This is a genomic window from Sorangium sp. So ce385 (assembly GCF_051474135.1).
GTDB classification, from domain to species: Bacteria; Myxococcota_A; Polyangia; order Polyangiales; family Polyangiaceae; genus Sorangium; species Sorangium cellulosum_D.
In genome coordinates this window covers 5,260,918-5,287,418 of sequence record NZ_CP150337.1, presented here as the reverse complement: position 1 = coordinate 5,287,418, position 26,501 = coordinate 5,260,918, and the positions used below count along the sequence as shown (strand labels likewise).

Annotated in this window: 23 protein-coding genes; 6 read left to right on the top strand and 17 right to left on the bottom strand. The window is 70.1% G+C overall.

Annotation, left to right across the window (positions count from 1 at the left end):
• Positions 1-19: 19 nt before the first annotated feature.
• A complete protein-coding gene (locus tag WME83_RS19330) occupies positions 20-946 on the bottom strand; it encodes a peptidoglycan-binding domain-containing protein (protein ID WP_437320756.1) in 927 nt (308 codons plus the stop codon).
• A gap of 122 nt (positions 947-1,068) precedes the next feature.
• A complete protein-coding gene (locus WME83_RS19325; protein ID WP_437320755.1) occupies positions 1,069-2,007 on the bottom strand; it encodes a LysR family transcriptional regulator in 939 nt (312 codons plus the stop codon).
• 96 nt (positions 2,008-2,103) lie between these two features.
• Here WME83_RS19325 and WME83_RS19320 point away from each other — a divergent pair, with 96 nt between their 5' ends.
• Positions 2,104-3,126 (top strand): zinc-dependent alcohol dehydrogenase family protein, encoded by a 1,023-nt coding sequence (locus WME83_RS19320; protein WP_437320754.1) that lies wholly within the window; start codon positions 2,104-2,106, stop codon positions 3,124-3,126.
• Positions 3,127-3,216: 90 nt separating this feature from the next.
• On the opposite strand, the gene WME83_RS19315 is transcribed toward WME83_RS19320, so the two are convergent.
• Positions 3,217-3,909 carry an O-methyltransferase gene (locus WME83_RS19315; RefSeq protein WP_437320753.1) on the bottom strand — a complete coding sequence of 231 codons (693 nt, stop codon included), beginning with the start codon at positions 3,907-3,909 and terminating at the stop codon, positions 3,217-3,219.
• 131 nt (positions 3,910-4,040) lie between these two features.
• Between WME83_RS19315 and WME83_RS19310 the strand changes: the two genes are divergently transcribed.
• The gene (locus tag WME83_RS19310; protein WP_437320752.1) at positions 4,041-4,952 is read left to right on the top strand and encodes a LysR family transcriptional regulator; all 912 of its coding nucleotides are present in this window, start codon (positions 4,041-4,043) and stop codon (positions 4,950-4,952) included.
• Positions 4,953-5,074: 122 nt separating this feature from the next.
• Here the strand turns inward: WME83_RS19310 and WME83_RS19305 are convergent, their stop codons facing one another.
• The 7 genes from WME83_RS19305 to WME83_RS19275 form a co-directional block, all read right to left on the bottom strand.
• Positions 5,075-6,235, bottom strand: a complete 1,161-nt coding sequence (locus WME83_RS19305; protein ID WP_437320751.1) for a homogentisate 1,2-dioxygenase — start codon at positions 6,233-6,235, stop codon at positions 5,075-5,077.
• Positions 6,235-7,389: a 4-hydroxyphenylpyruvate dioxygenase family protein gene (locus WME83_RS19300; RefSeq protein WP_437320750.1), complete on the bottom strand. Its 1,155-nt coding sequence runs from the start codon at positions 7,387-7,389 to the stop codon at positions 6,235-6,237. The genes WME83_RS19305 and WME83_RS19300 overlap by 1 nt, the downstream gene beginning before the upstream one ends.
• The gene (locus WME83_RS19295) at positions 7,386-8,363 is read right to left on the bottom strand and encodes a fumarylacetoacetate hydrolase family protein (protein WP_437320749.1); all 978 of its coding nucleotides are present in this window, start codon (positions 8,361-8,363) and stop codon (positions 7,386-7,388) included. The genes WME83_RS19300 and WME83_RS19295 overlap by 4 nt, the downstream gene beginning before the upstream one ends.
• A 231-nt stretch (positions 8,364-8,594) precedes the next feature.
• Positions 8,595-9,923: a hypothetical protein gene (locus WME83_RS19290; protein ID WP_437320748.1), complete on the bottom strand. Its 1,329-nt coding sequence runs from the start codon at positions 9,921-9,923 to the stop codon at positions 8,595-8,597.
• Between the two features lie 38 nt (positions 9,924-9,961).
• On the bottom strand, positions 9,962-10,411 hold the full coding sequence (locus WME83_RS19285) for a DUF3237 domain-containing protein (RefSeq protein WP_437320747.1): 450 nt from the start codon (positions 10,409-10,411) through the stop codon (positions 9,962-9,964).
• The gene (locus WME83_RS19280) at positions 10,408-11,652 is read right to left on the bottom strand and encodes a flavin-dependent oxidoreductase (RefSeq protein WP_437320746.1); all 1,245 of its coding nucleotides are present in this window, start codon (positions 11,650-11,652) and stop codon (positions 10,408-10,410) included. The genes WME83_RS19285 and WME83_RS19280 overlap by 4 nt, the downstream gene beginning before the upstream one ends.
• 538 nt (positions 11,653-12,190) lie before the next feature.
• Entirely contained in the window at positions 12,191-12,412 is a 222-nt protein-coding gene (locus tag WME83_RS19275; protein ID WP_437320745.1) for a hypothetical protein, read from the bottom strand.
• 108 nt (positions 12,413-12,520) lie between these two features.
• Between WME83_RS19275 and WME83_RS19270 the strand changes: the two genes are divergently transcribed.
• The 4 genes from WME83_RS19270 to WME83_RS19255 all read left to right on the top strand — a co-directional run bounded on the left by WME83_RS19270 (position 12,521) and on the right by WME83_RS19255 (position 15,486).
• Entirely contained in the window at positions 12,521-12,850 is a 330-nt protein-coding gene (locus WME83_RS19270; protein WP_437320744.1) for a hypothetical protein, read from the top strand.
• Positions 12,851-12,904: 54 nt separating this feature from the next.
• Positions 12,905-13,816: a LysR substrate-binding domain-containing protein gene (locus tag WME83_RS19265; RefSeq protein WP_437320743.1), complete on the top strand. Its 912-nt coding sequence runs from the start codon at positions 12,905-12,907 to the stop codon at positions 13,814-13,816.
• A 110-nt stretch (positions 13,817-13,926) separates the two neighbouring features.
• The gene (locus WME83_RS19260) at positions 13,927-14,868 is read left to right on the top strand and encodes a CmcJ/NvfI family oxidoreductase (protein ID WP_437320742.1); all 942 of its coding nucleotides are present in this window, start codon (positions 13,927-13,929) and stop codon (positions 14,866-14,868) included.
• A gap of 21 nt (positions 14,869-14,889) precedes the next feature.
• The gene (locus WME83_RS19255; RefSeq protein WP_437320741.1) at positions 14,890-15,486 is read left to right on the top strand and encodes a 2-hydroxychromene-2-carboxylate isomerase; all 597 of its coding nucleotides are present in this window, start codon (positions 14,890-14,892) and stop codon (positions 15,484-15,486) included.
• A 48-nt stretch (positions 15,487-15,534) separates the two neighbouring features.
• On the opposite strand, the gene WME83_RS19250 is transcribed toward WME83_RS19255, so the two are convergent.
• The 7 genes from WME83_RS19250 to WME83_RS19220 all read right to left on the bottom strand — a co-directional run bounded on the left by WME83_RS19250 (position 15,535) and on the right by WME83_RS19220 (position 26,497).
• A complete protein-coding gene (locus tag WME83_RS19250; protein WP_437320740.1) occupies positions 15,535-16,755 on the bottom strand; it encodes a PAS domain-containing protein in 1,221 nt (406 codons plus the stop codon).
• Between the two features lie 154 nt (positions 16,756-16,909).
• Positions 16,910-17,299, bottom strand: a complete 390-nt coding sequence (locus WME83_RS19245; RefSeq protein ID WP_437310865.1) for a DUF4150 domain-containing protein — start codon at positions 17,297-17,299, stop codon at positions 16,910-16,912.
• 9 nt (positions 17,300-17,308) lie between these two features.
• The gene (locus WME83_RS19240; protein WP_437320739.1) at positions 17,309-17,965 is read right to left on the bottom strand and encodes a DUF3540 domain-containing protein; all 657 of its coding nucleotides are present in this window, start codon (positions 17,963-17,965) and stop codon (positions 17,309-17,311) included.
• Between the two features lie 7 nt (positions 17,966-17,972).
• Positions 17,973-19,082, bottom strand: coding sequence for a pentapeptide repeat-containing protein (locus tag WME83_RS19235; RefSeq protein ID WP_437320738.1), 1,110 nt, complete (start codon positions 19,080-19,082; stop codon positions 17,973-17,975).
• On the bottom strand, positions 19,069-21,732 hold the full coding sequence (locus tag WME83_RS19230) for a DUF2169 domain-containing protein (RefSeq protein ID WP_437320737.1): 2,664 nt from the start codon (positions 21,730-21,732) through the stop codon (positions 19,069-19,071). Before WME83_RS19230 ends, WME83_RS19235 begins: the two co-directional genes overlap by 14 nt.
• Before the next feature lie 43 nt (positions 21,733-21,775).
• Positions 21,776-24,175 (bottom strand): type VI secretion system Vgr family protein, encoded by a 2,400-nt coding sequence (locus WME83_RS19225; protein ID WP_437320736.1) that lies wholly within the window; start codon positions 24,173-24,175, stop codon positions 21,776-21,778.
• A gap of 153 nt (positions 24,176-24,328) precedes the next feature.
• Positions 24,329-26,497: a DUF2169 domain-containing protein gene (locus WME83_RS19220; RefSeq protein ID WP_437320735.1), complete on the bottom strand. Its 2,169-nt coding sequence runs from the start codon at positions 26,495-26,497 to the stop codon at positions 24,329-24,331.
• Positions 26,498-26,501: the final 4 nt, after the last annotated feature.

The window sequence follows — 26,501 nt, the reverse complement described above, 5'->3', positions numbered from 1 at the left end:
GTCAGCCCCCGGGGCGCATTCATCGCATCTGCTTCATGAGGGCGAGCACGTCCACCGCGTTGACGAGCAGGTACTCGAATTTCCCCAGCGCGTGGAGCTTCCTGATGTCCTCGGAGCGTGCGGTCTGACAGCCGATCGAGCTGAATCCGAGGCCCGGATGAAAGAGGACCTGATCCATCCACGCCCCGATCCCCTCCGACACCTGCCCTCCGGAAGTGGCCGTCTCGGCCGCGCGCATCTCGGCCTCGTCGAAGAGGCCGTCGTGGTTCGTGTCACGGTATGCGGGGAGCCGCCCGCGGTTCACCCCCGAGGGGCGGAGGACCACGAGCGCCGGGTGACCCTTGTAGAGGTCGGACAGCGCCTCGACATGATAGTGCCCCGGCCTCAGCATCCCGACGTCGGGACGGCCATCACCGTCGACGTCCGGAGAGGCCTTCGAGGTCGTCTGGTACGGGTGCGTCGCGCCGCGGAACTCGTACACCTTCTCGTCGCCCTGGAAGCTCAGCAGCACGAACGCGTCGTCGTACTCGCTCCGGCTCCTCACGATATGGGTGCGCAGGCCGAAGAGCCGGACGCCGCGCAGGCCGAGCAAGGTCGTCCTCGATCCCGTGGGGTCGTGCCCCGCCAGCTTGCACAGCATCGTGTAGTGCGCGAGCCGGGCCTCCGGCGGCGCGTCCTCGGCTGGCCAGAGCGGGCCCGCGTCGGCGGCGCCGAGCTGTTCGAGGAGGAGCGGGTGCGTCGTCGGTCCTATTTTGCCGTCGACGGAGAGGCCCAGGCGCCGCTGGAACCACGCGATGCGCAGCACGAGCGCCTCGGTGTAGCTGCGCGTGCTCTCCTGCTGGTCGACGCCGAAGAAGCTCCGCAGCATGACCAGCAGGTCGAGCGCGCGGGCGTCATTGTATCTTGCTGCCTCGATCGCCTCGGCCGCCGTCAATAACTTGCTCATCGTACAACCTCCCCGCTGTTTCCCGTGACGGACGCGGATGGCGCGCCCCAGGGAGAACGTACCGCGATCTCGGCACGAAGGTCCATGGCGCGGTCGCCAGCCGTCGGCCATCGATGAGCGCCTCACCCACGCCGCGCGCCGCGCCGGCGCTCTCCCCCGCGCCGCGCCCCCGACGGCGCGAAGACCTCCGCGAGAAAATCGACGAACACCCGGACCTTCGGCAGCAAATGCCGATTCTTCGGGTAGAGCGCGTGAATCGGCCAGCTCATCGTCCGAGCCTCCTCCAGCACGGTCACGAGCGTCCCCTCGGCCAGCGCGTCCTTCACGAGGAAATCGAACATCGCCACGATCCCGCTCCCCGCGATCGCGAGGCGCTTCAGGACATCCGCGTCGTTCGCGTGGAACGGTCCGGAGATGGGCACATCGAGCACGGCATCCCCGTCCCCCGTCAGGAAGCGAAATGGATCCGGCCGCCCATCGCGCAAGTAACCGACACAGTCGTGGCGCGCGAGATCGGCCGGCGCCCTTGGCGCGCCGCGCCGCGCGATGTACGACGGCGCCGCGCAGTGGACGATGCGGCTCGCGCCGAGCCGGCGCGCCACCAGGCTCGAGTCGCCGAGCTGGCCGATGCGCACGAGCAGGTCGAGCCCCTCGGCCACGGGGTCGACCTGCTGATCGTGCAGCGTCAGGTGGACCCGGACGTCGGGAGTGCGCGCCGAGAAGCGCGGCAGGCTCGGCGCGATCACCTCTCGTCCGAGCGTCACCGGCGCGTCGACGCGCAGGAGCCCCACCGGCTTCGTGCTGGCGCGCGCGAGCGCCTCGGTCGCCTCCCCGAGCTCCTCGACGATGCGCACGCACCGCGCATAGAAGGCCTGCCCGTCGTCCGTCAGGCGGAGCGAGCGCGTCGTGCGCGAGAGGAGCGCCACGCCGAGCTCTCGCTCGAGGCGCATCACGCGCCGGCTCACCGCCGAAGGCGTGACGCCGAGCCGGCGCGCCGCGCGAGAGAAGCTCCCGGTCTCGACGGTGGCGACGAGCAGCTCGATCGCGGCTAACGAGATCATGATCTGTGCCGAAATAGCACAGGTGACGTTCCCTCGCGCGGACTACTGCGCCCGGCGGAATGGATCTACGGATGGGGTGTCCAGGGAGGACACGCCATGAAAGCCGTCATCATTCGAAAGAACGCTTCCGAAGCCGACGCATGGACGCTCGCCGAGCGCCCCGCGCCCAAGCCCGGTCCGGGACAGGTGCTCGTGCGCATCCGCGCCGCGTCGATCAACTACCGTGACCTCATGGTCGCGCGCGGCCTGTACCACGGCGAGCGCAAGGACGACCTCATCCCCCTCGCCGACGCCGCGGGCGAGGTCGTCGGGGTCGGCGCCGGCGTGCGCCGCTGGAAGACCGGGGACCGCGTGGTCTCGACGTACTTCCCGACGTGGGCGTCGGGGCCGTTCCGCCAGGCGTACCGCGCCGCGCAGCTCGGCGCCGGCCAGAGCGACGGCGTCCTCGCCGAGCTCGTGGTCTTCGCCGAGGACGGGCTCCTCCCCGCGCCCGCGCACCTCGGCTTCGACGAGGCGGCGACGCTCCCGTGCGCCGCCGTGACCGCGTGGTCCGCGCTCTTCGAGTCGTGGCCGCGCCCCGCGCCCGGCGCCACCGTCCTCGTCCAGGGGACCGGCGGTGTGTCGATCTTCGCCGCGCAGCTCGCGCGCGCCGCGGGGCTGCGCGTCATCGCCACGTCGTCCAGCGCGGCGAAGATCGAGCGCCTGCGCGCGCTCGGCGTGACCGACACGATCGACTACCGGCAGCAGCCGGAGTGGCACGAGGAGGTGCTGCGCCTGACGGGCGGCGAGGGGGTGGATCGGGTGATCGAGGTCGGCGGCGCCGGCACGCTCCCGCGCTCGCTGCAGGCGGTGAAGCCCGGCGGCGTCGTGAGCCTCATCGGGCTGCTCACGGGGGTCGGCAGCCAGATCGATCCGATGCCGATCCTGTTCCGGGCGATCCGCGTCGAGGGCGTCATCGTCGGCTCGCGCCAGTCGTTCGTCGATCTCACGGCGACGCTCGAGGCGCACGCGATCCACCCCGTGATCGACGAGGTCTTCCCGCTCGAGCGGGCGAGCGACGCGCTCGCCAAGCTCGCCGCGGGCAAGCACTTCGGCAAGATCGTCATCCGGCTCGACTGAAGCGGAGCGGACACGAGCGCTCCACCGAGCGCCTCGGGCGCCGGATCATGCCGGTCGCCCTCGCGCGAGGCGCAGGGCGATCGCTCGCTGTCACGCCCCGCCCTCGCGGCCGTCGCGGCCGTGCCAGCAGGAGACCTCCAGCCTGTCCCCCAGCGGGATCTCCACCGATCCGTAGCCGCTGCCCGCGCCGCGCACGTACTCGAGATAAGGCCGCAGGTCGTCGGGCGCGATGTCGAGGTCATCGGCGACGATGAGCGCGCCCCTCCTCAGCCGGGGCTCGAGCATCCGCAGCACCGGCAAATAAAGATTCTTCCACCCGTCCAGCAGGACGAAATCGATCGGCCCCTCCACGTCCCGGAGCGTCACCAGGGCGTCCCCCTCGCGGATCTCGACGAGATCGCCGAGCCCGCTCTCCTCGAGGTTGTTCCGCGCCCGCCGCACCTTCTCGGGGTGCATCTCGCTGCCGATCACCCGCCCGCCGCCCCCATCGCGGACGGCCGAGGCCAGGAACAGCGTCGAGATCCCGAACGACGTGCCGAACTCCACCACCGTGCGCGCCCTCGCCGCGAAGGCGAGGAGGTGCAGCAGCCGGCCGACCTCGCGGGAGACCGGCAGATACGCGTCGGCGAACATGTGGGCGAGCTTCTCGGCGTCCGGGCTCGGCCCGCGGCGCTCCCAGTCGCCGCGGACGCGGGCGATGACGCGCGGATCGCCGCTGTCGGCGTCCTGGAAGAGGCGGTCGAGGGTGCTTTGAACGCGCGGCGAATTCAGCGTGGTGCTCATGATGGCGACTCTCCTCCGGGCAGGCTCACGGCGACGGCGCTGCTGCCTTCGCGGCTGCCCTGTCGACACGGAAGGTGCGCCAGAGGAGACATGGCTTCCAGTGCACGTACGGTAAGGTATCGTTGCGTCCCATGCACTCCATGGATCTGAACCTGCTCGTCGCGCTCGACGTCCTCCTCGAGGAGGAGAGCGTCCTCCTCGCCGCGCGGCGGATGCACCTCAGCCCCTCGGCCATGAGCCGCACGCTCGCGCGCGTCCGCGAGGCCGTGGGCGACCCGATCCTCGTGCGTGCCGGCCGGCGGCTCGTGCCCACGCCGCGCGCCGCGGAGCTGCGCCCGCGCGTGCGCGCGGTGGTCGCCTCGGCCAGCGCGGTCCTCCGCGAGCGGGGCGCGCTCGACGTCGCCGCGCTCACCCGCAGCTTCGCGGTGCGGACCAGCGACGGCCTGCTCGGGCTCCTCGGCGCCCCGCTGCTCGACGCCCTGAGGGCCGAGGCGCCGGGCGTCACGGTCCGCTTCCTCCCCGAGGGCGACGAGGACGTGGCCGCGCTCCGGGAGGGCCGGATCGATCTCGACGTCGGCATCATCGGCGACATGGGCCCGGAGATCCGCGTGCAGGCGCTCGCCAAAGACCGCTTCGTGGGCGTGGTACGGCGCGGCAGCCCGCTCGCGTCCGGGAAGGTGACGCTGGAGCGGTTCGTGGAGCACGCCCACCTCGGCGTGTCGAGGCAGGGGAAGATCTGGGGCCCCATCGACGACGCCCTCAAGAAGAAGGGGCTTGCCCGGACCACCGCGGCCGTGGCGTCAGGCCATTATGCGGCGCTGCTCCTCCTCGCCAGCTCCGACCTCGTCGGCGCGTTCCCGTCGAAATGGCTCGCGCACGCCGCCCCGCGCTTCGATCTCGTCACCTTCCCGCTGCCGGTGACCACGCCGGGGATCACCATCGCGCAGGCGTGGCACCCCCGCTTCGACGCCGACCCCGCGCACCGGTGGCTGCGCGACCGGCTCCGCCGTGTCTGCCGGTCGATCGCGGAGCTCGGGGCGTAAGCCGCGCCGTCCACGGACGGCTCGCGGGTGAAGACATCATCGCCGCTGCGGCGCGCTCGCGGCGTGCTCCTTGCTCATCTGCCGGATGCAGTGCTGGAGCGCCGCCCGGAGGTTCTCCCCCGTCATGGGCCCGCGATGAAGCTGTCCTGGTAGCCCGGGTCCTCCACGTCGAGCGCGGCCGGGGTGGCCGCGAGCGGACGGGTCGTATCGAGCATGACCGCGAGCTCGCTCGTCGCGCGGATCCCGAGGCTCGCCTCGTACGCGCCGGGGTGCGGCCCGTGCGGGACGCCGGCCGGGTGGTGCGAGATGCTGCCCGGGCCGACGCCGCGGCGCGAGGTGAAGTCGCCGCGGCAATAGAACAGGAGCTCGTCGCAGTCGACGGACGAGTGGGGATAGGGACAGGGGATCGCCTCCGGGTGGAAGTCGACGGGGCGCGGCACGAAGCTGCAGATCAGGGCGCCCCGCGCCGCGAACGTCCCGTGCCAGTCCGGCGGCAGGTGGACGAGCCCGACGCGCGCCTGGAAGCTCTGAATCGGGAACGCGAACGGGTACACGGCCCCGTCCCAGCCGACGACGTCGAGCGGCGAGCGCTCGCAGGCGAAGCCGTGGAACGCGCCGCCGCGCTTCACGACCAGGGACCGGATACCCTCGTCGAGGGGGCCGACGAACGTGGGCCGCCGGAAATCGCGGTGGGAGTAGGGCGCATCCATCCGCAGCTGGCCAACCTCGTTGCGCCACTGGCGCGGGAGGTGGATATCCGCGGCCTCGATCGCGAGCCACCGCTGGGGCGCGTCGTCGGGGAGGAAGCGGTAGAAGAGCCCTTTCGGGATGACGACGTAGTCGTCCCTCTCGAAGCGGAGATCGCCGAGCATCGTGCGCAGGACTCCGCTCCCGCGGAAGATGAAGAACAGCTCGTCGGCGTCGGCGTTCGCGAAGTACACCGGATCGTCGGCGTCCGGCTGGGCGATCCCGATCACCACGTCGTCGTTGAAGAGGAGCGGCACGCGGCAGTCGATCGCGGGCCCGGCCCGCCGCGGCAGATCCAGCGTCCTGTAGTGCCGCTTCGCGAGCGGTCGCTCCGGCGCGGCGACCGGCAGCGCATAGCCGTGCTCGGCCCGCGCGAGCCGGTGCTCGTGCGGCCGCCGCTCGTGGTAGACGATCGTGTAGGGGCCGTCGAAGCCCGCCCGCGTCAGGCACTCCTCGTAGCGGAGCTCCCCCGCCTCGCTCCGGAGGGCGATGTGGTGCTTGCGGGGGACCGTCCCGACGGCGATGCGGTCGAGCATCAGCCGCTCCCTTGCGCCTTCTGTTGCCGCTCGATGCTCTCGAACAGCGCCCGGAAGTTGCCGGCGCCGAAGCCGCGGTCCCCCTTCCGCTGGATGAGCTCGAAGAAGAACGGCCCCGCGTCGGGATCGCGGTGCGTGCCTGACGACTCCTTGAGGAAGATCTGGAGGAGATAGGATCGCGCGCCGTCGCCGTCGACGAGCACCTCGAGCTCCCGCAGCGCCGCCACGTCCTCGTCGATCTGCCCGACGCCGAGCCGCTGCAGGCGCTCGGGCATGAGGTCGTAGTAGGCGGCCGGGGTCGGCATGAACTCCACCCCTCGGCCGCGCATCCCGCGCACGGCCCCGAGGAGATCGTCCACGTCGAGCGCCACGTGCTGCACCCCGTCGCCGCGGTGCTCCTCGTTGAAGACGTTGATCTGCGAGCTCTTGAAGTAGGGCCGATAAGGCTCGTTGTTCGCGAACTTCACGCCCGAGGCTGGGTCCCACATCACGGCCGAGCGCAGGCCCGAGCCGTGAGCGGCGCCCGTCCCGACGTCGTTCGTGTGAAACTCGATCTTCCAGAACGGCTCGAGCCCGAGCACATGCTCCATCCAGAGCAAGGCGGGCGCCATCGTCTGGAAGTTCGAGGTGATGTGATCGAACCGGGCGATCCCGAACCGGTTCTCTCCGCCGCGCGGCGTGTCGTAGGCGACGCAGCCGGGGAACAGCGCCCGGTAACCGCGCCGCTCCACGAAGCGGAAGGTGGTGTCGCCGAACGGGGTCGTGATCGAGAACGACGCGAACGTGCCGCCCTCGTCCGTCGCCCGGTGGATCTCGTCGATCGGCGTGCCCCCGCGGCGGTCGAGCAGCCGGAAGGCGCGGTCGATGTCCTCCACCTCGAAGATGATCGTGCCCACCCCGTCGGGGTGCTTGCGCAGGTAGCGCCACGCCCGCCCGCCCTCGCCGATCGGCTGCGAGCAGACGATGACGCACGCGCCGGCCTGGAAGACGATCGACTGCTGCGCCGCCGCCGCGCTCAGCTCGGGCGAGCTCGCGGCGATCTCCTGGAAGTCGAGCTTCTCCGTGTAGAACCTGCGGCTCCGCTCCAGGTCGCGCACGTAGTAGTGCAGGGCCTCCACCCGCTTGATGCCGATCGACTCCACCCTGGCGCTCATCCGGCCACCACCCGCTGCGCGATGCGCCCGAACAGGCTCTCTCCCGAGCGATTCAGCATCTCGATCATGATCGTGTCTCCTGGCTTCATGAAGGGCGTCCTCGCCGCCCCGTGCGCGAGGACCTCGAGCATGCGCTTCTCGGCCAGGCACGACACCCCGCGCGCCGGATCCCGGTTCGAGACGGTGCCGCTGCCGAGCAGGGTCCCGGCCGTGAAGCTGCGGGTCCTGGCGATGTGCTCGATGAGGTCGAAGAACGAGAAGTGCATCTCCGGGCCGGCCTCGGGGTCGCCGACGAGCGCGCCGTTGTACGTGGAGCGGAGCCGCAGGTGGACGCGCCCGTCGCGAAACGCGTCGCCGAGCTCGTCGGGCGTGATCGCGAACGGGGAGAACGCCGTCGCCGGCTTCGAGCAGAAGAACCCGAAGCCCTTCGCGAGCTCGGCGGGCACGAGGTTGCGCAGCGTCACGTCGTTGGCGAGCAGGAACAGGCGGATGTGCCGGTGGGCCTCGTCGCGGCGCGCGCCCTGCGGGGTGTCGCCGAGGACGGCGCAGACCTCGGCCTCGAAATCGAGGCCCCAGGCCTCGTCGCGCAGGACGATGTCGTCGGTCGGCCCGAGGAGCACGCCGGAGCCGCCCTGGTACACGAGCGGATCGGTCGTGAGCGTCTCGGGGGGCTCGGCGCCGCGCGCCCTGCGCACCAGCTCGATGTGATGGATGTACGCCGACCCGTCGATCCACTCGTACGCGCGGGGCAAGGGCGCGGCGAGCTCTTCCACGGCGAGCGGGGCCACGGCCGCGCCGCCGCGCTCGATGTCGTCGGCGAGGCGGCGCAGCGCCGGCTCGGCGCGCTCCCAGTCGTCGAGCGCGGCCTGGAGCGTGGGAAAGGCGGCGCCGGCCGGCGCGTAGGCGAGGCCGTCGCGGCGGACGACGACGAGCGTGCCGTCGCGGCCGGGGCCGCGGAGAGAGGCGAGCTTCATGCGGGGGCGAGCTCCTCGGAGGCGACTGCGATGACTTCGTATCCGATCCTTCCGGCTCGCGGCATAGGCATACTCGCCTATGCGCGCCGTGCTCACGCGCGTCCAGGCGCCTCGCCCCGCTGCGCGGGCGCCTCCGGCGTCCCGACGGGCGGTGACCGTGGCGTTCCAATGCTGCGATTGACCGGCTCTTCGCGACCGGTTCGTGGACGCGGCGCCCCCATGTTCAGGGGATCACTTCTGCAGTTGGACGCCGAGGAACAGGGCATTCCCCTTCGCCCCGGACAGATCGCTCCTCTGATAGCCGAGCGCCACGCGCGCAGCGTGCCCTTCGATGATGTAGCCCATCTGGGCGTCGATGAGCAGATAGGGGTCGGCGTTCTTCGGCTTCGCTTGCTGCAGCCGGACCAGAGGCTGCAGCTTCCCGACGCCCACGTCGCTCGGCGTGAGGTAGCTCGCGAGCGCGAAATAGGAGTAGTCGAACCTCTCGAAATCGCCAAAGTACTTGTGAAATGCGCCTTCGAGCGTGATCGTGCCCGCCGCGGGGAGGTTTTTTTCGAACAGGAGGTCGGCGTTGATCTCCGTATAGGTGTCCGTGCGCGGGGTGCCTGGGGGCATGCCGGCCGCAGGGGGCGGCAGCGATTCGACGGAGCCTCCTCTCTGCACCTCGCCCGCCACGCCGAGCGCGAGGATATCCTTCTCTCCGAGGTACGTGGACTTCTGGTAATAGGCTGGCTCCGGGTCGAGCAAGCTCAGGTTGAGCCTCGCGGTGTAGAGCGGGCTCACCGAGGAGTCATGCAGGTTGAAAGCGCCCACGTAATACTTGAACAGGCCGCCCGCGATCTTGCCCCAGGCGGTCACCCCATCGTTGCGCCCGAAAGGCCCCTGCCTCGGCCCGATGGGCGGCGCATAGGGCTCGAAGAACCCGGGATAGTTCCACGGCCCCATCGACCACGGCCCGGAGAAGGCGGAGCGATCCGACGGCACGATCATGCGGCCGATCCAGACGTTCAGCAGATCATGAAACTTGAATTTGGCGATGACGTCACGCAGGGTCGCGCTGCCCGCGATGTTGCCCCCGGTCGGGGTCGGCCCGAACTGAGCGACGATCGCGCCCTGCACCCCGATGAACCGGTTGATCTCGCCTGAAAACGACAGGTCCAGCTCTCCATCCCCGAGCAGCCGGTCCATCTTCTCGCGCGCGCCGGGATTCTGTAAGCGACCTCCGACGCGGGCCCAGGCCGCGACGCTGAGCGGCAGCTTCCATGGCTCCTCCGCCGCAGGTGGCGCCGGCGGCGCTGGGCCGGGCCCGGCAGCGCCCTGCGGTGCCGGCGCGCCGGCGGGGGCTTCCGCAGACGGCGCCGCGCTCGCGTCTGCAGGAGGGCTCGCGGGCTCGGCTGCAGGGGCCGCGATCGGCGGGTCTTCGCCGGTGGGCGCCGGCGGCGCTTCGGGCTGCGCCTGTGCCCGTGCCGAGCGATTGAAGGACGTGATGCTGAGGATGACGGCCAAGATACCTGCGCCAAGTTCGCCCCGGCGTATCGACGATCTCGTCAGTGTGCTCATGCGTTCTCCGTGGTGTTGTCTCAGCCGCGATCGCGCCCCTAGCCGATCTCGTGAACCGTGAGCCGCACCCGGTCGGCCAGCCGCTCGCCCACGGCCAGGGCGAGCACGGCGTTCAGCCGCTGGAGCCCCGGCGCCGAGGTGCGCATGCGGATGGAGGTGCGGAAATAGGTGAGCCCGGGGTCCACGGCCTCGCCGCGCTCGAGCGCCGCCATCACTTCCGGGGGCCTGGCGCGGACGCCTTCGGAGAGGATCTCCACCGTTCCATGGCCGGCGATGTCGAGGATGTAGTGGGCGGAGATGTCGGTCCGCCCGTCATCCCAGACCGTCTGCCAGTCGCCGCCGCCCGGCAGCACCCGCCCCTCGAGGCCTCCGGCCACCGTACCGCCGACGATGGGGACGAAGCGCCGGCCGGGCGGGCCTGGATCGACGGTGACCGGCGGGTCCACGGCCACCTCGAGCGTCATCAGGGGGACGAGGGGCGGGCTCACGCGAGGGGCTCCGAGGCGCGCTTCAGGCCGGTCAGCACCTTGTAGCGGGCGGCGATGGCCTCCAGCTCGCCGGGGGCGAAGACGTCCTCGATGCGGTCGAAGCCGTCCGGCGCGCGGTCCTGGGCGATCTGCATGCACTGCTCCGGGCCGTTGCCGCGATTGGCCGCGACGATGGCGGCGGTGGCGGGCAGGCGCGCGGCCTCGTAGGCGGCCAGCGCCTCCACCGGATCGGCGTGGGCGGCGAGCGCGCGGACCAGGGCGCGGGCGTCGAGGATGGCCTGGCTCGCCCCGTTGGAGCCGATCGGATACATGGGATGGGCGGCGTCGCCCAGCAGCGTCATGCGCCCATGGCTCCAGCGCGGCAGCGGGTCGCGGTCGACCAGCGGGAACTCGTAGATCGCCTCGGCGCCCCGGATCAGCCCGGGGACATCCAGCCAGTCGAAGCGCCACGATTCGAACCTGGGCAGGAAGTCGGCGGGATCGCCCCGCCGATTCCAGTCCTCCCGCCGCAGGCTCTCGGCGACGGCGAGCTCGGCGATCCAGTTGATCCTCTGGCGGCCGTCCGGCCCCGGCGGGGAGATGGGATAGGCGACGAACTTCTGGTCCTGATGCCCGGCCATGATCATGCTGGCGCCGGTGAGGAAGGGCGCCGCCAGCGTGGTCGCCCGCCACAGGATGCGGCCGCCGTAGACCGGCGGCCCCTCGTCCGGATAGAGGCGGGCGCGCGCCGCCGAGTGGATGCCGTCGGCGCAGATCAGGAGGTCGGCGGTGACCTCCCGGGCCACGCCCTCGCGGTCGAGGAAGCGCGCCACGATGCGGTCTTCGCCCTCTTCGTGGTCCAGGAAGCGCCGGTCGCAGATCACCCGGTCCGGGCCCAGCCGCTCGACGGTGGCGTCGAACAGCACGCCCTGCAGGGCGCCGCGGTGCAGCGAGATCTGCGGCGCGGCGTGGCCCGCGAAGCGGCCGCGCGGCTCGCCCCAGATGCGCTGGCCGAAGCGGTTGAAATAGACAAGCTCCCGGGTCGCCACCCCCTGGGCCAGGAGGGGTTCGACAAGGCCCAGCTCGTGCAGCACCTCGCCGGCGTGGGGCAGGAGGTTGATGCCGACCCCGAGCGGCAGGAGGGTGGGCGCGGCCTCGAACACCGTCACCTCGTGGCCCGAGGCGTGGAGCGAAAGAGCCGCGGCCAGGCCGCCGATCCCGGCGCCCACGACGATCACCTGCATGAAATCCTCCGCAGACATGCGGCTCGAAGCCGCCTGTTGTTATCGACCGTAGCCATCGATCCGACCCGAGCGGCGCGGCGCGGCGCGGCGCGCGGGCGGGCGCTGATTGACGGCACCATTTCCTCAATCACCGGCAGCTGGACGCCGCCGGCCGCCGCTGCGCGGCTGTCGGGCATCCCAGGGATGGTTGAAGGTGGACGCAGCCTAAGAGGTGCGGTTATTGAAGGTAACTGTCATGCTCGTGCCCTTGCGGACCTGCAGTTCTCCCTGCGTTCGTGGAGATGCAGGCGACTGCAACGAGCGTACCCGAGGCCGCTGGATCGAGGCATAGGCATACTCGCCTATGCCTCGATCCGGGACGAAGGGCTCCACCGCCGGCGCGCGGCGGCGGGCTCCGCGGCAGATCGGCCGATCTGGCCGCGCTTGTGGACGCACATCGCGAGTGGACCGCTCGCCGACGTGGCGCTTGTCGGGAGCGCGGAGGCGACGTCGACGTCTGGCTGTGCGGCCTCCAGAAGAAGCTGACCGCAACAGCGTAGCGCGCACCGAGAGGATCTCACCCGCCGCGGTCGAGCACGTGATCCGGCCGCTCCGTCAGGCGCTCGACGACGGCACGCCGCAGCACCTCACCATCGATCCCGTGGCTCGACGCCGACCCGCACGTCGTGGGCCGCTTCCGCTCGAAGCAACAGCCCTCGAGAACAGCAAGATCCGCCGCCTCTACCTCTCCGCCGACGCCGCCGATATCTGCCGCCGCTGGCTCGCCCTCCTCCCCCACCTACGCTCCTCACAGGCCCGAAGCCCTCGTCTTCCCGGGCGCCCGGGGCGGCCGCGTCTCGAAAGGCAAGGCCCCGCTCAAGGCAAGGCCCCGCTCATCCGTAGAGAGATGGTCACGCTCCCGTCCGGCACCGGCCGCCGGAAGCAGAAGAAGGTCGACCTCTTCGACCGCTACGTCGCCGTCGCCAGCATCACGCGCCCGCTCCGCTGGCACGACCTCCGCCACAGATGCGCCGGCTCGCTCGTCGAGGGCTGGTGGGGCCGCCGTTGGACGCTCCAGAAGGTCCGCGAGCACCTCGGCAACACGTCGATCGCCTCGATGCACCGCTACGCCCACCTGAGCGAGACGGCCATCGAGGGCGCCGTCCGAAAGACGCCCCGGTGGACGAGGTCGAGGCACACGTCGGCGAGCTCTCGCAGCCCTCGACCACCCGCTTGACGGACGGGCGGCCGTCCCACCATCCTTGACGTCCACTTCACATGAGCGCTGAGCATGTCACTGCCTCTCGTCCGACTTCCGTCGCTGGATCTCGTCAAGGGCTTCGTCGCCGTCGGCCGGCGCATGAGCATCACCCTGGCCGCCGAGGACCTGTGCCTGACCCAATCTGCGGTCAGCCGCCAGGTGTCGTCCCTGGAAGAGGCGCTCGGCGTGAAGCTGCTGGTGCGCGGCCACCGGTCGATCCGCTTCACGGTCGACGGTGAGAAGTTCTTCAAGGTGGCCGACATGGCGGTGCAACAGCTGCAGGACGCGACGGCGGCGATGCACAAGCGCCACGAGAAGCAGCCGGTGACGATCACCGCCAGCATCGGCGTCGTCGGCCTGTGGCTGGTGCCGCGCCTGGGCGCCTTGAACGAAGAGCTGCCGGACGTGGACGTGCGCATCGCCACCAGCAACAAGCTGATGGACCTGCGCGCCGAAGGCGTGGACATCGCCGTCCGCTACTGCGCGCCCAGCGCCGCGCCGGAAGGCGCGGTGCCCCTGTTTGGAGAGACGCTGGTGCCCGTGGCCCATCCGTCGCTGCACTTGCGCGGCCGCCCGGCGGCCGAGGTGGTCAAGCAGCACGTCCTCTTGGAGCTCGACGAGCCGCAGCGGCCCTGGCTGCAATGGAACGAGAAGCTCAAGCTCATGGGGCTGGAACGGCTGAAGCCCCGGGGCATCATCCGCTTCAACCAGTACGACCAGCTCATCCATGCCGCCACCAGCGGGCGCGGCGTGGCGCTGGGCCGCTCGGCCCTCGTCGCGCCGCTGGTCAAGGCCGGCAGCCTGGAGGCGCTGGGATGGGACCAGGGACAGTGGACATCGTCCCACCAGTACTGGCTGGTCCAATCCGATCCCAGCCCCACGCCCGACGTGCACCGGGTATGCCAGTGGATACGCCGCCAGGCCGCCTCGGACACGCACTGACATGCGTGCCAGGAATGCGAGTCCGCCCGAAATCTCACTTGAGGGTCCATCGCCGGTGACATGAAATGGACGTGCGCCGCGCGCCGCGGTCCATTCACAAGGAGAAGTCCTTGACGTCCGTTGCCTCCCTGCCCGCCTCCCTTCCCGCCACGCTTGCCGACCCCCTGCCCGCCACCTCCCCGCGTGGCAGCCAACGGCCGGCGTTCACGCCATCTCGCCCTCGTGTGCCATTCGTGCGCGGCACGGTGGGCTATCTGAAACCGGCGGACGCCCGGCCGGTCATCCACCTGGTTGACACAGGCCCGGAAGTGCCCCGGGAGGACTTCGAGCACGACCTGCGCGAGGTGCCGATCGTCGACGCGCGCCTCGCGCCCGCCCCGCCGCGCATCCACCACGAGGGCTTCGAGCTGTGGGACGCGCCTTCGCGCCTGCGCAACTTCCATGATAAGGAGGCGCTCCAGGCCGTCTACTACCCGGAATGCGTGGAGCTGGCCTGCCTCGTCACCGGCGCCTCGCGCGGCTTCGTGTTCGACCACCTGCTGCGCCAGCGCGAGGAAGGCCGCCCGCCCCTGACCTTTGGCCGCAGCCGCGCCGGGAGCGCGGTCGCGGCGGTGGGCCGGGTGCACAACGACTACTCGGAAGACAGCGGCCGCAGGCGTCTGCACTCGGTGCTCGACGATCCTGACGCCGCTGCCGCGGTGCGCCGCTACAGCATCGTCAACATCTGGCGCTCCATCGGCGGTGTCGTGAGGGATACCCCGTTGGCGGTGTGCGACGCCACCAGCGTGAACGTGGGTGACCTGGTGCCCGCGGAGCTGCGGTACCCGCGCCGGGTCGGTGAGATCTACCTGTCGCAACACTCGCCCGGCCACCGCTGGGCCTACTTCTCGGACATGGACACCCACGAGGCGCTGGTCTTCAAGCAGTTTGACTCGCAAGCGAGCGGCACCTCGCGCTTCACGCCCCACGCCGCCTTCGACCTGCCCCACATCCCGAGCGACGCGCCCTTGCGGCGCAGCATCGAAGTGCGCTGCCTGGTGGTCTACGATTGAACGCGACGAGCAGGAGAACCCATGACAAGACAGCTCGAGTGCTGGTTCGACTTCGGCAGCAACTACAGCTACATCGCCATCTCCCGGATCACGCCGCTGGCGCGGGATGCACGCGTCGACATCGTCTGGCGCCCGTTCCTGCTGGGCCCGGTCTTCAAGCGCCTGGGATGGGACACCTCGCCCTTCGTGCTGCAGAAGGAAAAGGGCGAATACGCGTTCATCGACACCGCCCGCCAATGCGCCAAATACGGCGTGCCATGGCGCCGCCCCACCACCTTTCCGCGCGCGGCGGTGCGCACCATGCGCGTGGCCGCCGCCTTTGCCGAGCAGCCCTGGGTGGGCGACTACTGCCGGCGGGTGATGCAGCTGAACTTCGCCGAGGACAAGGACATCGACACCGACGAGGTGGCGGCGCAGGTCCTCGATGAGCTCGGGCTGGACGGCCGCAAGCATGTGCAGGAGGCCCACGCGGAGGCGCGCAGGGCCAGGCTGCGGGCGTTCAGCGAAGAGGCCATCCGCCGCAAGATCTTCGGCGCGCCCACATTCTTCGTCGGCGACGAGATGTTCTGGGGCAACGACAGGCTGGAGGATGCGCTGGCCGAGGCGAGCGCCGGGTGACCCCACGCCCGCCGGGCACCGCGCTTGGCCTTCCTGGCCCCCCTCTCCTCACTTCACCGGCGCGCCGCCGGCCTCGCCCGTCGCCGCCATGCGCCGCATGCAGAGCTTGAGGCCCGCGCGGAGGTTGCCCACCGTCGTGACGCCGGAGAGGTCGACCCCGAGCGTGATCATCGTCTGAGCGACGTTCGACCGGATCCCCGTGACGATCCCCTCCGCGCCGAGGAGCCGGATGGCGTCGATGATCTCGATGAGGTACCGGGCCGTCTGCGTATCGACCGCATCGACGCCGGTGAGATCGAGGATCGCGTACCGAGCGTCCTTGCTCACGATCGCCGAGAGCAGGTTGTCCATCACCTCGGAGAGCCGCAGGCTGTCCACCACGCCCACCATCGGGAGGGTCAGCACCTTGTCCCATACCTCGATGATGGGCGTCGACAGATCGCGGATGACCTTCTGCTGCTTCTCGATGAGCTGCAGCTTCGCCCGGAGCTCGATCTCTTTCTGCCTCGCCTCGGAGGCGTTCAGGGTGATGCTGATCGCGCCGTCGGGCCCCCCGCGAGCGCCGTGCACCGGGAGATACCATGTCTCCCAGCTCGCGCCCTGCACGTCGGAGACGTCTCGCGCGGCTTCCCCTGCGAGCGCGCGGCGCATTCCCCACGAGGCCTCCATGTCGCTGCCGTAGAGCTCGAGGATGTTCGCGCCGAGGAGCTGCCCCGGCGTGACGCCAGCGGCCTCCGTCCCCTTGCCGTCATGGAACGTGAAGACCCCCTCGCGATCGTACTTGCACACGACGATCGGCAAGTGGTCGAGGATGGCCCGGAGGAGCTGCTGCGCGACCCCGGGCTCCGCCTCGGCCGGGGCTCGCGCCGAGGTGCCCTGCTCGACGTCACGCCCGACGTAGCGCCCCACGTAGATCGCGCGCGCCGGCCGCCCGGACCCGTCGCGGAGGGGATGCTGGGCCCACGCGACGACGACCTCGCTCCCGTCCTTCCGCGCGCTCTCGCAGCGATGCGACGCGCCGCTGCCGTCCTTGGCGAGGCGCCGGAAGGCCTCCCGGCCGCCGCGGCCCGACAGCGTGTCGAGCAGGCTCCGCCCAAGGACCTCCTCCGCCGTGTACCCGAAGAGGCGCTCTGCGCCCTCGCTCCATCCGGCGATCACCGGATCGCGGAGGTCGCCCGAGGCCTCGATGATCGCGAGCGCCACCGCCTCCCCGTGCGCAGCGCTGAGCCCCGCCCCAGCCGCCTCGACCGGCTTCTCATCCCCTGCCATGAGACTCTTCTACCAAGCGCGTACGCCGCGCGTCGAGCGTCAGCTCACCCCCACCGCGAAGCAGGGCAAGCCAGGAGGGCGCGAAGGGCTCACACTCCCGACGAGCCCGCCTGGACGCCTCGTGCACGGCCTCTCGCCGAGGGAGGCGGCCTCTTCAGGGGGAGAGGATGAGCACCTTGACCTGACTCGGCACGATCCGCATTCCTGGGCAGTTCGTGGAGTTCTGCAGGCTCATGCTGGTCAGCCGGGTGGCCGGCATGCCGCCGACGAGGCAGGTGAACGCCGCGGTGATGTGGCGGGAAGGCCCCATGACCGAGCCGGACGCGACCCCCAGGGCGATGCCGGGCTGATCGCCGACGGAGATGAGCTGCGTCGTCAGCAGGTTATGCGCGGGCGCGCACATGAACAGCACGTTGTACGCGGCTGGCGCGCTCACCGGGCCAAAGGACATGTTCGGATAAGGGATCGGGGCAGGCACCGGCGGGGTGAGGCACACGTCCGGAAATCCCAGGTTCATCCCGCCCATCTGCGTGTTCGCGAACATGATGCCTCCTCAACCCAGGTGGATCTGCTCGCCGTCGATCTTGACGAGCTCCTGCGCGGTCACCAGCGTGTTCTCGCCGCGCAGGCTCATCGTCTTCTTCGCGACGTAATCGACCCGCTCGGCCCGGAGGTGCTCGCTCTCCTCGATGGTGCGGTAGGAGCGCTTCACCCGCTGCGAGAGCCGCTCCAGCACGGAGTCGAGGCTCCCGGCAAGGACCTTGGCCTTGCTGATCTCCGCGCGAAGGAGCGTCCCGACGAACGAGAGGCGTTGCAGCGCGACGTTCCCGTCGACGGCGTTCACCGAGAGGCCCGCCGAGACCACCGCCACCTCCTTGGCCGAGACCAGGCCGATGCCGTCCTGCGCGGCGACGCCGAGGCGACCGGCAGGCAGCTTGATGTTCAGGTCGCCGTCCGCGACGATGCTCCCGGGCGCGCCGTCCTCCCGCTCCAGCACGGAGAGCACGTAGCAACGCCCGTCGGTCGCCACGGCAACGAGCACGAGGTCGCCCGCCTCGGGCTCGAGGAGGCACCCCTTGGCGCGCTTCGCCCGGACTTCGCCCGCGTCGGTCTCCACGACGAGCGCCGCGCCGTCGGCGCGCACCACCGTGCCGAACTCCTGAGTGACCAGAGCCCTCGGCTCCTGCTTTCTCGCCAGACTGCGCATCATTCCCTCGTCAACGCGTAGACGTCTCGACACCCATGGCCGGAGGCTCCGAGCTCCCCCGGCTGCTGCTCAAAACCCGTGATTGCCACTGCTCCGCCTCGGCGAGATCCGCGTCGTCGCCGAGGGCGGCCGCCCGGTTTTCCCACACGGCCCCTTCGTCCTTGATCCGATGGAGGCGCGCTCGAAACAGGGTCGCCCTCGAGAAGTCGCCGCCCGAGACGTCGGCGTGGGAGAGGTCGGCGTACGTAAGGTTGGCGCCGCTCCAGCGCGCGCCCGCGCACGCGGCCCGGGTCAGGATGCACATCTCCAGGTTGGCGCCGGCGAGGTTGGCCTCGATGAGGCGAGCGCCCACGAAGACCGACTCCTTGAGCACGGCCCCGGCGAGGCTCGCTCGGGTGAGGTTGGCATTCACGAAGAGCGCCCGGCCCGCGAAGGCGCCGTCGAGCTTGGCGCCGGAGAGGTTCGCGTCCTTGAAACCGCACTGCGTCAGCGTCGCGCCGGAGAAGTCGCAGCCGCTGAGATCGGCGCCCGTGAACTGCGTCATCGTGAACGACATCCCGCGCAGGTCCTGGCCCGCGAGCTTCCCCTCCACGAGCACGGCGAGCTCCAGGACGGCGCCGCCGAGGGTCGCGGTCGAGAGATCGGCGCGCACGAGCGCCGTCTGCTTCAGCACGGCGCCCGAGAGGTCGATCCGCTCGGTCCGCGCGTCCAGGATGGCGGCGCGGTCCAGGTTGGTGCGCGCGAGCCGGGCGCCCGAGAGGCTCGTGTTGATCACGCTCGCGAGGGTCAGGTCTGCTCCGCTCAGGTCGATCCGGGAGAGATCGCCGCCGGTGAGCTGCGCTGCGATCAGGGAGGCGCCGTCCAGCTTCGCCCCCGTGAGATCACAGTCCACCATCGCCGCAAGGTGCAGGTTGGCGCCGGACAGGCGCGCGTCGTTGAAGCTGCAGCCAGTGGCGGTCGACTCCTTCAGCCGAGCGCCCGAGAGGTCCGCGCCGGCGAAGCTCACCTTCTCGAAGATCGCGCCGGAGAGGTCGGCGCCCGAGAGGTCGACGCCCGAGAGGTCGACGTCGGAGACGATCTCGCCGCCCTGGACCAGCTCGATCAGATCATTTCTGTCCATGGTTCTCCGGCGGCGCGACGAAGCGCACGTACTTTACATTGGCCCCCTTCAGGCTCGTCGCGGCGTTTCCGCGCATCTTCGTGGCGTCGACGCGGAACAGGTTGGCCCTCTCGAAGTTCGTGTCATCGACCTTCGCCTTCTGCAGCACGGCCTCCATCAGATCGATGCCCGACAGCGAGGCACCCGAGAGGTCTGTCCGCGTGAGCATGGCGCCCACCGCGACGGCGCGATCCAGGCGAGCGCCCGTGAGGTCGCACTCGCTGAGATCGGAGCTCCGCAGGTTGGCCTCGGTGAAGTCGCTCCCTCGGAGGCAGGTGCCCCGAAGGTTGGCCTGCTCGAGCGAAGCGCCGCGGAAGTCGGCGCCGGCGAACGACGAGCCTGCGATGAGGCGGATGTTGTCGAGCTTGGCGCCGCGGAAGACGGCGCCGTCGCCCTTGCCGGTGATGAACACCGACGCGCGGAGGTTCGCGCCGCGAAAGTCGACGCCCTCCACGTTGGCCTCGATGAAGGTGCACTGCTCGAGGTCTGCGCCGGAGAGCTGGGCGCCGGAGAGATCGGTGTTGATAAGGACGAGATTGCGCGCGGTCACGCGGCTGAAGTCGGCCCCGTCGAAGGTCGCCTCGGACAGGTCGGCGTCCGACAGGCGCGCGCCGGTCAGATCGGCGCCCGAAAGGTTGGCCTTGGCCAGCACGGCGCCGGTGAGATCGAGCCCGCCGCCCATCTTCACGTCGGAGAGGTTCGCTCCGCCGAAGTTCGCGCCGGCCAGGTTCGCCCCGGTGAGATCTGCGCCGAGGAGATGGGCCCTTGCCAGGACCGCGCCGGCGACGTTCGCGCCGCACAGCCGGGTGCCCGTGAGGACCGCGGCCTCGAGCAGCGCGCCCTCGAGATCGATGCCCGACAGGTCGAGGTGCGAGAGATCGGCGCCCGTGAGATCTCGCCCCGCGAAGCTCTCCCCGGCCCGGTGCCCGGCAATCACCTCTTCCCGTACGCGAGCGGCCTCCTCGCCGCCCAGCCGGGAGGCCGCCGGGTAGTGGTGTGCGAACTTCCGGTAGGCAGAGCGCATCTGCTCCTCGACCGCGAAGAGGCGCGCCGCGAGCTCCGGATCACCGAGCTGCGCCTCGAGCTCGGGCCACTCGACCCCGCCGTTCTGTGCCATCTGGGCCACGTCCTCGAGCCGCTCGAGCTCCTTCTTGGCCGAGAACCGGGGCGGGCCGCCGGCTTCCTTCTGCCGCTCGCCCATGATCGCGTCATAATCGACTCCGTGCTTCGCGCACTCGGCGCGCGCCCTCTGCTCCTCGGCCGCGCGGCGCGCCTCCGCGTCCGCCTTGACCTTCTCGGCCTCGCTCATCGCCCGCTCGACGTACGCCGGCAGCTCGTCCAGGCTGGGCTCGAGCACGTCCTCGTCCGGCGGCAGCGGCGCGACGAGCGGCTCCGGATCGAGCCCCTGCGCGCGGATCTTCGCCTTGAGCTCCTCGAGCTCCCGCTCCGCCTTCGCGCGGGCGCGCTTCTGCCAGAGCCGTTCCGACTGGAGCAGCCTGGTCATCTCCGCCTGAGGGTCGTCCGGCAGCGGCACCGCGCCCGGCTGCGGAGGCGGCATCAGATCCGCGTCGCGCAGGAGGAACAGGTGCCCTTTCTCCTTGTCCAGCCGCTGGGCCATGACGGTTCGGTAATGCTCGACCGGCCTGGGCTCGCCCATCGCCTCGCAGCCCGCGACGATGTGGAGCACGTCGGCCGCATCGTCTTCACAGATCTTGAGCACCCCGCGATAGACGAGGATCCCGCGCTCGTGGTGGGGGAAGAGCCGGACCGTGTCGAGGCGCGTCGCGATCTCCCGGAAGGACTCCCCCTCGCCGGTCTTCTGGTTGATGAAGCACCGCGTCGCCACCGCCGGCAGCGCCCCTTCGATCCGCGGCTTCCCGGGGTGCATGTTCTCGATGACGAACGCCTCGTCGCCCCGGAAATACCCCTCGATCTGCTGGTCCGGCGGCGCGGTGTTGAAGAAGCTCCAGTCGAGGTCCTTGGCGAGCTCGGGGAAGCGCTCCTTGAGCCACGCTTCATCGTACGTCCCGACCTTGGAGAAGCGCTGTGGCCAGGTCGGATCGTAACCTCCGAGCCCGGCGGGCGGGGGCCGGTCGCCGGGCGACCGGACGAGGCGGCGCGGATCCTCGATGTTGGGCAACGGATGGACCGAGCCGTTCTCGCCGCGCACCGGCGCGAAGCCTTTGCCGAGCGGGTTCGGCGCGTAGCCCTCGCCGCCAAAGGCGTTTTGCCAGGTGATCGGCATCTCGGCGAACGGCTCTGGCTCGGTCATCCCCAGGAGCCCGAAGCGACGATTTCCGACGACATAGAGCGTCTTGTCGATGGCCCCAATCTGAACCCGCACCGAGCACGCAGGGCGCGGCACGGCGCCCGCGGTGAAGCAGCGGCCGTTCACGAGCAGCTCGCCCCGGAGCTTCGGCATGCACTCATCGAGGATGGCGTCGCTCCCGAGCTCCGCGCCGGCGAACCTCCAGAGGCTCTGCTCGTAGAGCAGGCGCCTCGGCGCCTCAAACGGGAAGAAGACGAGGAGCGTCACGACGAGGTACGGCTCGCCGTCGTTCTCGAACACCTTGGTGAGCAGCCCCAGCCGGTTCGGCTTGATCGTCTTCATGAGGTTCGCAGCAGGCTCCCGCGGTCTTCTGCTGGGCGCCGCGCTAGTGGAACATGTGGATGAAGGATTGCCAGATCTGAGCCCCCGTCGAGGTCACCCTCGCCGCAGCATTCCTGGTGACCGTCACCGCTGAGCTACCCACCTCGACGCCCTTCTGCCAGACCTCGAGGTAGTTCTGGTTGATCACCAATTTTGCGTTCTTGACGTTGAGGCCGAGGACCGCCTCCGCCTTGATCCCGACGATGACATCCAGCTTCAATCCCCCGACCAGCTCCGTCCTTTGCGGGACGACGACGTTCAGGGTGCCGAAGCCGTAGGTGAGGTTGATCAAGCCGCCATTGGTCTTTTGAAATCTGATGCCCTGAATCTCGCGGTAGTCGGATTTGGCCTTCGCTCTGAAGTGCTCTGCCTGGATATTGTAATCACCCGTCGCGATGTGCTCGACGTTACCGCCAGGGATCTCGACCTTCCATCCATTGTTGAATTTCTGGTGGTGAAGGTCGGTGGTCTCCTCGTACCGGCCGCCCGTCGTCACCTTCGTCGCGTGATGGCCCTCGTACGTCTCGGTGACCTTCCCATGAACGGTCGTCTCCTCGGTGCCGTGCTCGGATTTGCGCAGGTTGGTGACCGTGGTGGTCTGGGTGTCTTTGTAGACTTCCGTGACGGCGTTTGTGACCGTCTCGTTCTTCGTGTCCTTGTAGACTTCCGTGACAGCCTTATCCACGTTCGTGTTGAAGGCGTCCTTGTAGATGAGGGTGACCGCCCCGGTGACGGTCTCTTTCTTGTAGAGGCCGATCTCGGTCTCCATCTGATCGCCGACGTTATCTTTCCTCCAGGTGCCCGTCTGGATCTCGAGCGACTTGCCCGTCTTGATCAGGGCGGTGCCGTCCGTCCTGGAGATGAAATTGTGGTGATCGTTGGGCGCGCCCATGCGCAGGATCGTGTTCTCGGTCGGTGTGCTGACGGTGATGCGCTGCGCGCCCGCCTGGTCCTCGAGCTCGATGCGGTTCCTGCCCCCCGTCTGGATGACGTTCCTCGTCCTGTTGGCCGAGGTGACGGGGCTCGGCGTGAGCGCGTTGGGGGCGACGCCGGCGATGACGGGGCGGTCCGGATCCCCGCCGAGGAAGGTGCACATCACCTCGGTGCCCTTGCGCAGGGGGAAATGGAACCCCTCGGTGCCGCCGCCGTGCGGCTGGAGCATGCGCACCCAGGTCGAGGCCTTGCCGCCCTGGAGGGCGCTCTCATCGAAGCTCAGCTTGACCGCGTAGCGACCGTGCTGGTCGATCTGGGCGTACTCGCTGTCCGCCGGGCCGTCGACGAGGGCGTGCTCGGTCCCGTAGATACGAGGCCACGGCGTCCGCTGCGGCGCCCGGTACTGGACGGTCGAGGAGACGGCCTTGACCTCCATCCGATACACATCGTCCCAGGTGAGCCCGATGAGCTGCATCAGCTCGGGCGCCCAGCCCGTCTGGTTGCCCCAGTGCTCGACCTCGGTGGCCAGATAAACCGCATTGAACGCCGGCCTCGGATGCTCTTCGAGCTCGAACGTGTACCCAGGGCGCATGTAGAACGCCGCCCCGGTGCCGTGGTAGACGACCTGGCCCGCGAGCAGCTCCTGCGCCTTCACGGCCGCGAGGCGGCTGCCCTCGGCCGGCGTGAAGAAGCGCGCGCCGTGGACGCTGATCTCGCCGAGCCCGTTCACCGCGACGGGCGCCTTGCCGGAGATCTCGATCGCGGGATTGTTGTAATCATAGTCGCTCATGCGGACCCTGGACGGCATCGACGTGTGCCGGCACGTGAAGGTCCAGAGCACCTCTCCCTTGGCCCTGTGCTCGTCGAACTGCGGGACATACCGGACCGCCTGCTGGCCGAGCGGGACGTGGACGCCCTTGTCGTCGGTGATGATGAGCGTCTCCCCGCCGTCCCCTTGCTCGAAGTAATAATAGAGCCCCTCGCGCTCCATCCACCGCGAGATGAAGTCGAAATCGCTCTCGCGGTACTGGCACACGTGCTCCTGCGGCTTGTAGCTGCCGATCAGCCTGAGCTCGACATCCGAGACCCCAGCGCCCGAGAGCACCGTCTTGACGATGTCGGGCACCGTCTGGTCGGTGAAGACCCGGCTATGCAGGGAGACGGTGAGCTTCCAGAGCTGAGGCACGAGCACAGCGCGGAAGACGGAGCGCTCGCCGAAGGCGTGGACGAGCTCCACCGTCGCGAAGATGCCGTTCACGAGGAAGGGAGCCCCGCCGTCCGACGGGGAGAGGCGGAGTGTCGCCTTCGTGCCCACAGCGTCGGCGAGGTCGAGATCCTGGCCCACGTAGTTCGTCATCACGAGATAAATCTCGAAGACGTACGGTTTCGACAGCCCCTCTGTCCCTCGAAAGCCAACGACCCGCGTGGCGGCAGGGAGCGCGCTGGCGCTGACGGTGAACGCATCTTGCATGGTTGTAATTCCCCGTTGTCGGTGCGCGTTGGCTCCTGGCGCCGGAAGAACGTCGACTATAGAGGCGATTCCTACAAAGCAAAGCGATGATTGTATGTCACGACGGCGCGTCGCCGTCGTGCGATCCGCACACCTGACATCGCATCGCGCGGATCAGCCGGCCTGCGCCGCGGGGGCGTTGCTGTCGGCGGGCTGCCGCGGCGCTCCGCGCAGCGTCGCGATCTCGGCCTCGACCTGCGCTCTCAGGCGCGGATCGCCGGCGAGCCGCCTGGCCCAAAGCCGCTTCATTTGCGCCCACACCGTGCGTCGAATGGCGAGCGGATCGAGCGCCGCGGCCGCGCCGTCGCGCTCGGTCGCGACGACCAGGCGCGCATAATCGGTCGGATGCACAACGCCACGGATGGCCTCCCAGGTGGCGAGATAGGCTGCATCGAACCGATCGCGGAGCGGTCGCTCGCGGCGTCGGGCCTCCTCCGCCATCGCCTCTCGCCATCGCGTCTCGGCCTGCTCCCAGCGCTCCTCGGAGAGGCCGTGCGCGCGGAGCACGTCGGCCCGGGGGACCGGCCGCTCCGCGAGCTCCGCCGCGACGATCGCGCACCGCTCGATGCTGACCTCGTCGCCCTCGCCGAGCGGCGGGAGCGGCCCCGGGCCCTCGTCGCCCTCGCGTCGGAGCTCGTGAAAAAAGCGAGACGCGGAAGGCGCCCGCGCAGCGGGCTCGCCGGACCAGGGCGCGCCAGGGATCGGCAGCTCGGGCGCGACGCGCGGCGGAAGCGACGGCGCGGCAGGAAACGGCGTCGGGGGCTGACCGGTGGCCCGCGCCTCGTCCTCGCTCGACAGCAGCGTCGTGCTGGTGAAGAGGACAGGGATTTGATCTGCGACCGGCCCAAGCTCGCCCTGCGACGCCGGCGCAGGGGCTGCGGGCCCGAAGGGGAGCGCCGGCGCGCGCATCAAGGGCTCGTCCGACTCCTCGGGGAGCGCGAGCGTGCGGAAGAGTGACGCGGCGGATAACGGAGGATCGACGAGCTCGACGTCTTCGGCGGAGAGGCTGATCGGGAGCTCCGGGGCGAGCCGCGCCTCGCCCGCCCCGTCGGGCGCGTCCTCGATCCGGGCGGTGCCCTGGGAGCCCAGGCGGAGCGAAGGCGGATGCGCCGGCAGCACGCGCTCCTGCTCCTCGAGGCGCACGTCGGGCCATGCGGTCTCCTCGCCTTCGATCTCGACGCCGGCCACGATCCGCACGGCCGCGAAGGCGTCCTCGCCGGAGACGGGGAAGACCCGGCGCCATACGACCGTGCAGCGCTGCTCGACGCCGTCGATGCGAAGCGTGTCGGCGTTGAGCTCGATCAGCTCGCCGTCTGCCGCGGCGGAGGCGGCGAGCCCTCGGATCCGCGCTACCCCGCGCGCCCCGGGCAAGCGCATTTGAAGCCGTGGAGCCGCCGGATTCACGTGCTCGAGCACGATCCACTCATCGCCTTGCAGGAATGCGATCTGCTGGTCCGCGGGCGCCGCCTGGAAGTACGACCAATCGAAGCCCGCGGGGATGTCGGCGTTCGGCTCCTCGAGCGCCTTGCGAGGCGTGCTGCCCAGCAGCCGACGGCGCACCGGCGACGCGCGCGCGAGCGGCGCGAAGCCAGCGGGGCGCGCGGGATCCTGGAGGTCGACGATGTTGGCCGGGCCGTCCATCGGCTCCCTACCGAACGGATTCTCCCAACTGTCCGCACCGCAAGCCGCCCTCTCGTACACGAGGGGTATCTTCCGGAAAGGGCCCTTGTCGCGGACGAGGAGGCGCTTGTCGAGCACCCAGCCGCCCGCGCTGTAGACCGCGAGCCGCACCGGCAAGGACTGGACCTCGGTGCCGCGCGGCGCGTGCGCATCTCCGGTGAAGACCACATCGGCGCGACCGAGGTAGGGCGCGAGGTCCCCGCTCCAGCGGACGCTCCGCGCCGGGTTCTTGTCATGGTGGACCTCGGCGCGGAGGATCTCCTGCGGATCGGTCCGCCACATCACCCCATCGATCGCAAAGGCGAAGCTCGCCTTGGCGATGACGGTGATGTAGTGCCGGCCCTGCGTGCGCCATGCGATCGCGGCGGCCGCGGCGCCTTTCAGCGGCGTCACCGCGCCGCGCGGGAGCGCGCTCATGACCCTGCTCTCCGACGACCGCTCCCGGCCATGGCTCGCCTCGGCACCATGCATCGCCTCACATGTTGAGTACCCTCTCTTGTGTGACGAACGCGCGGCAATCTCGCAATCTATGTGTGACTGCAGCGCCGGCGCAAGGCGCGTGTAATCGTCGGCGGGTCGAGCAGCAGCGTCCCCCCCCCGCACGCCT

Bases quoted from the DNA above. Each gene is read 5' to 3' on its own strand.
- WME83_RS19265 (WP_437320743.1), top strand. From the start codon at position 12,905: ATGTCACTGCCTCTCGTCCGACTTCCGTCGCTGGATCTCGTCAAGGGC.
- WME83_RS19315 (WP_437320753.1), bottom strand. From the start codon at position 3,909: ATGAGCACCACGCTGAATTCGCCGCGCGTTCAAAGCACCCTCGACCGC.
- WME83_RS19235 (WP_437320738.1), bottom strand. From the start codon at position 19,082: ATGGACAGAAATGATCTGATCGAGCTGGTCCAGGGCGGCGAGATCGTC.
- WME83_RS19270 (WP_437320744.1), top strand. From the start codon at position 12,521: ATGGTCACGCTCCCGTCCGGCACCGGCCGCCGGAAGCAGAAGAAGGTC.
- WME83_RS19305 (WP_437320751.1), bottom strand. From the start codon at position 6,235: ATGCTCGACCGCATCGCCGTCGGGACGGTCCCCCGCAAGCACCACATC.
- WME83_RS19325 (WP_437320755.1), bottom strand. From the start codon at position 2,007: ATGATCTCGTTAGCCGCGATCGAGCTGCTCGTCGCCACCGTCGAGACC.
- WME83_RS19280 (WP_437320746.1), bottom strand. From the start codon at position 11,652: ATGTCTGCGGAGGATTTCATGCAGGTGATCGTCGTGGGCGCCGGGATC.
- WME83_RS19250 (WP_437320740.1), bottom strand. From the start codon at position 16,755: ATGGCAGGGGATGAGAAGCCGGTCGAGGCGGCTGGGGCGGGGCTCAGC.
- WME83_RS19295 (WP_437320749.1), bottom strand. From the start codon at position 8,363: ATGAAGCTCGCCTCTCTCCGCGGCCCCGGCCGCGACGGCACGCTCGTC.
- WME83_RS19320 (WP_437320754.1), top strand. From the start codon at position 2,104: ATGAAAGCCGTCATCATTCGAAAGAACGCTTCCGAAGCCGACGCATGG.
- WME83_RS19225 (WP_437320736.1), bottom strand. From the start codon at position 24,175: ATGCAAGATGCGTTCACCGTCAGCGCCAGCGCGCTCCCTGCCGCCACG.
- WME83_RS19310 (WP_437320752.1), top strand. From the start codon at position 4,041: ATGCACTCCATGGATCTGAACCTGCTCGTCGCGCTCGACGTCCTCCTC.
- WME83_RS19290 (WP_437320748.1), bottom strand. From the start codon at position 9,923: ATGAGCACACTGACGAGATCGTCGATACGCCGGGGCGAACTTGGCGCA.
- WME83_RS19330 (WP_437320756.1), bottom strand. From the start codon at position 946: ATGAGCAAGTTATTGACGGCGGCCGAGGCGATCGAGGCAGCAAGATAC.
- WME83_RS19255 (WP_437320741.1), top strand. From the start codon at position 14,890: ATGACAAGACAGCTCGAGTGCTGGTTCGACTTCGGCAGCAACTACAGC.
- WME83_RS19300 (WP_437320750.1), bottom strand. From the start codon at position 7,389: ATGAGCGCCAGGGTGGAGTCGATCGGCATCAAGCGGGTGGAGGCCCTG.
- WME83_RS19245 (WP_437310865.1), bottom strand. From the start codon at position 17,299: ATGTTCGCGAACACGCAGATGGGCGGGATGAACCTGGGATTTCCGGAC.
- WME83_RS19230 (WP_437320737.1), bottom strand. From the start codon at position 21,732: ATGAAGACGATCAAGCCGAACCGGCTGGGGCTGCTCACCAAGGTGTTC.
- WME83_RS19240 (WP_437320739.1), bottom strand. From the start codon at position 17,965: ATGATGCGCAGTCTGGCGAGAAAGCAGGAGCCGAGGGCTCTGGTCACT.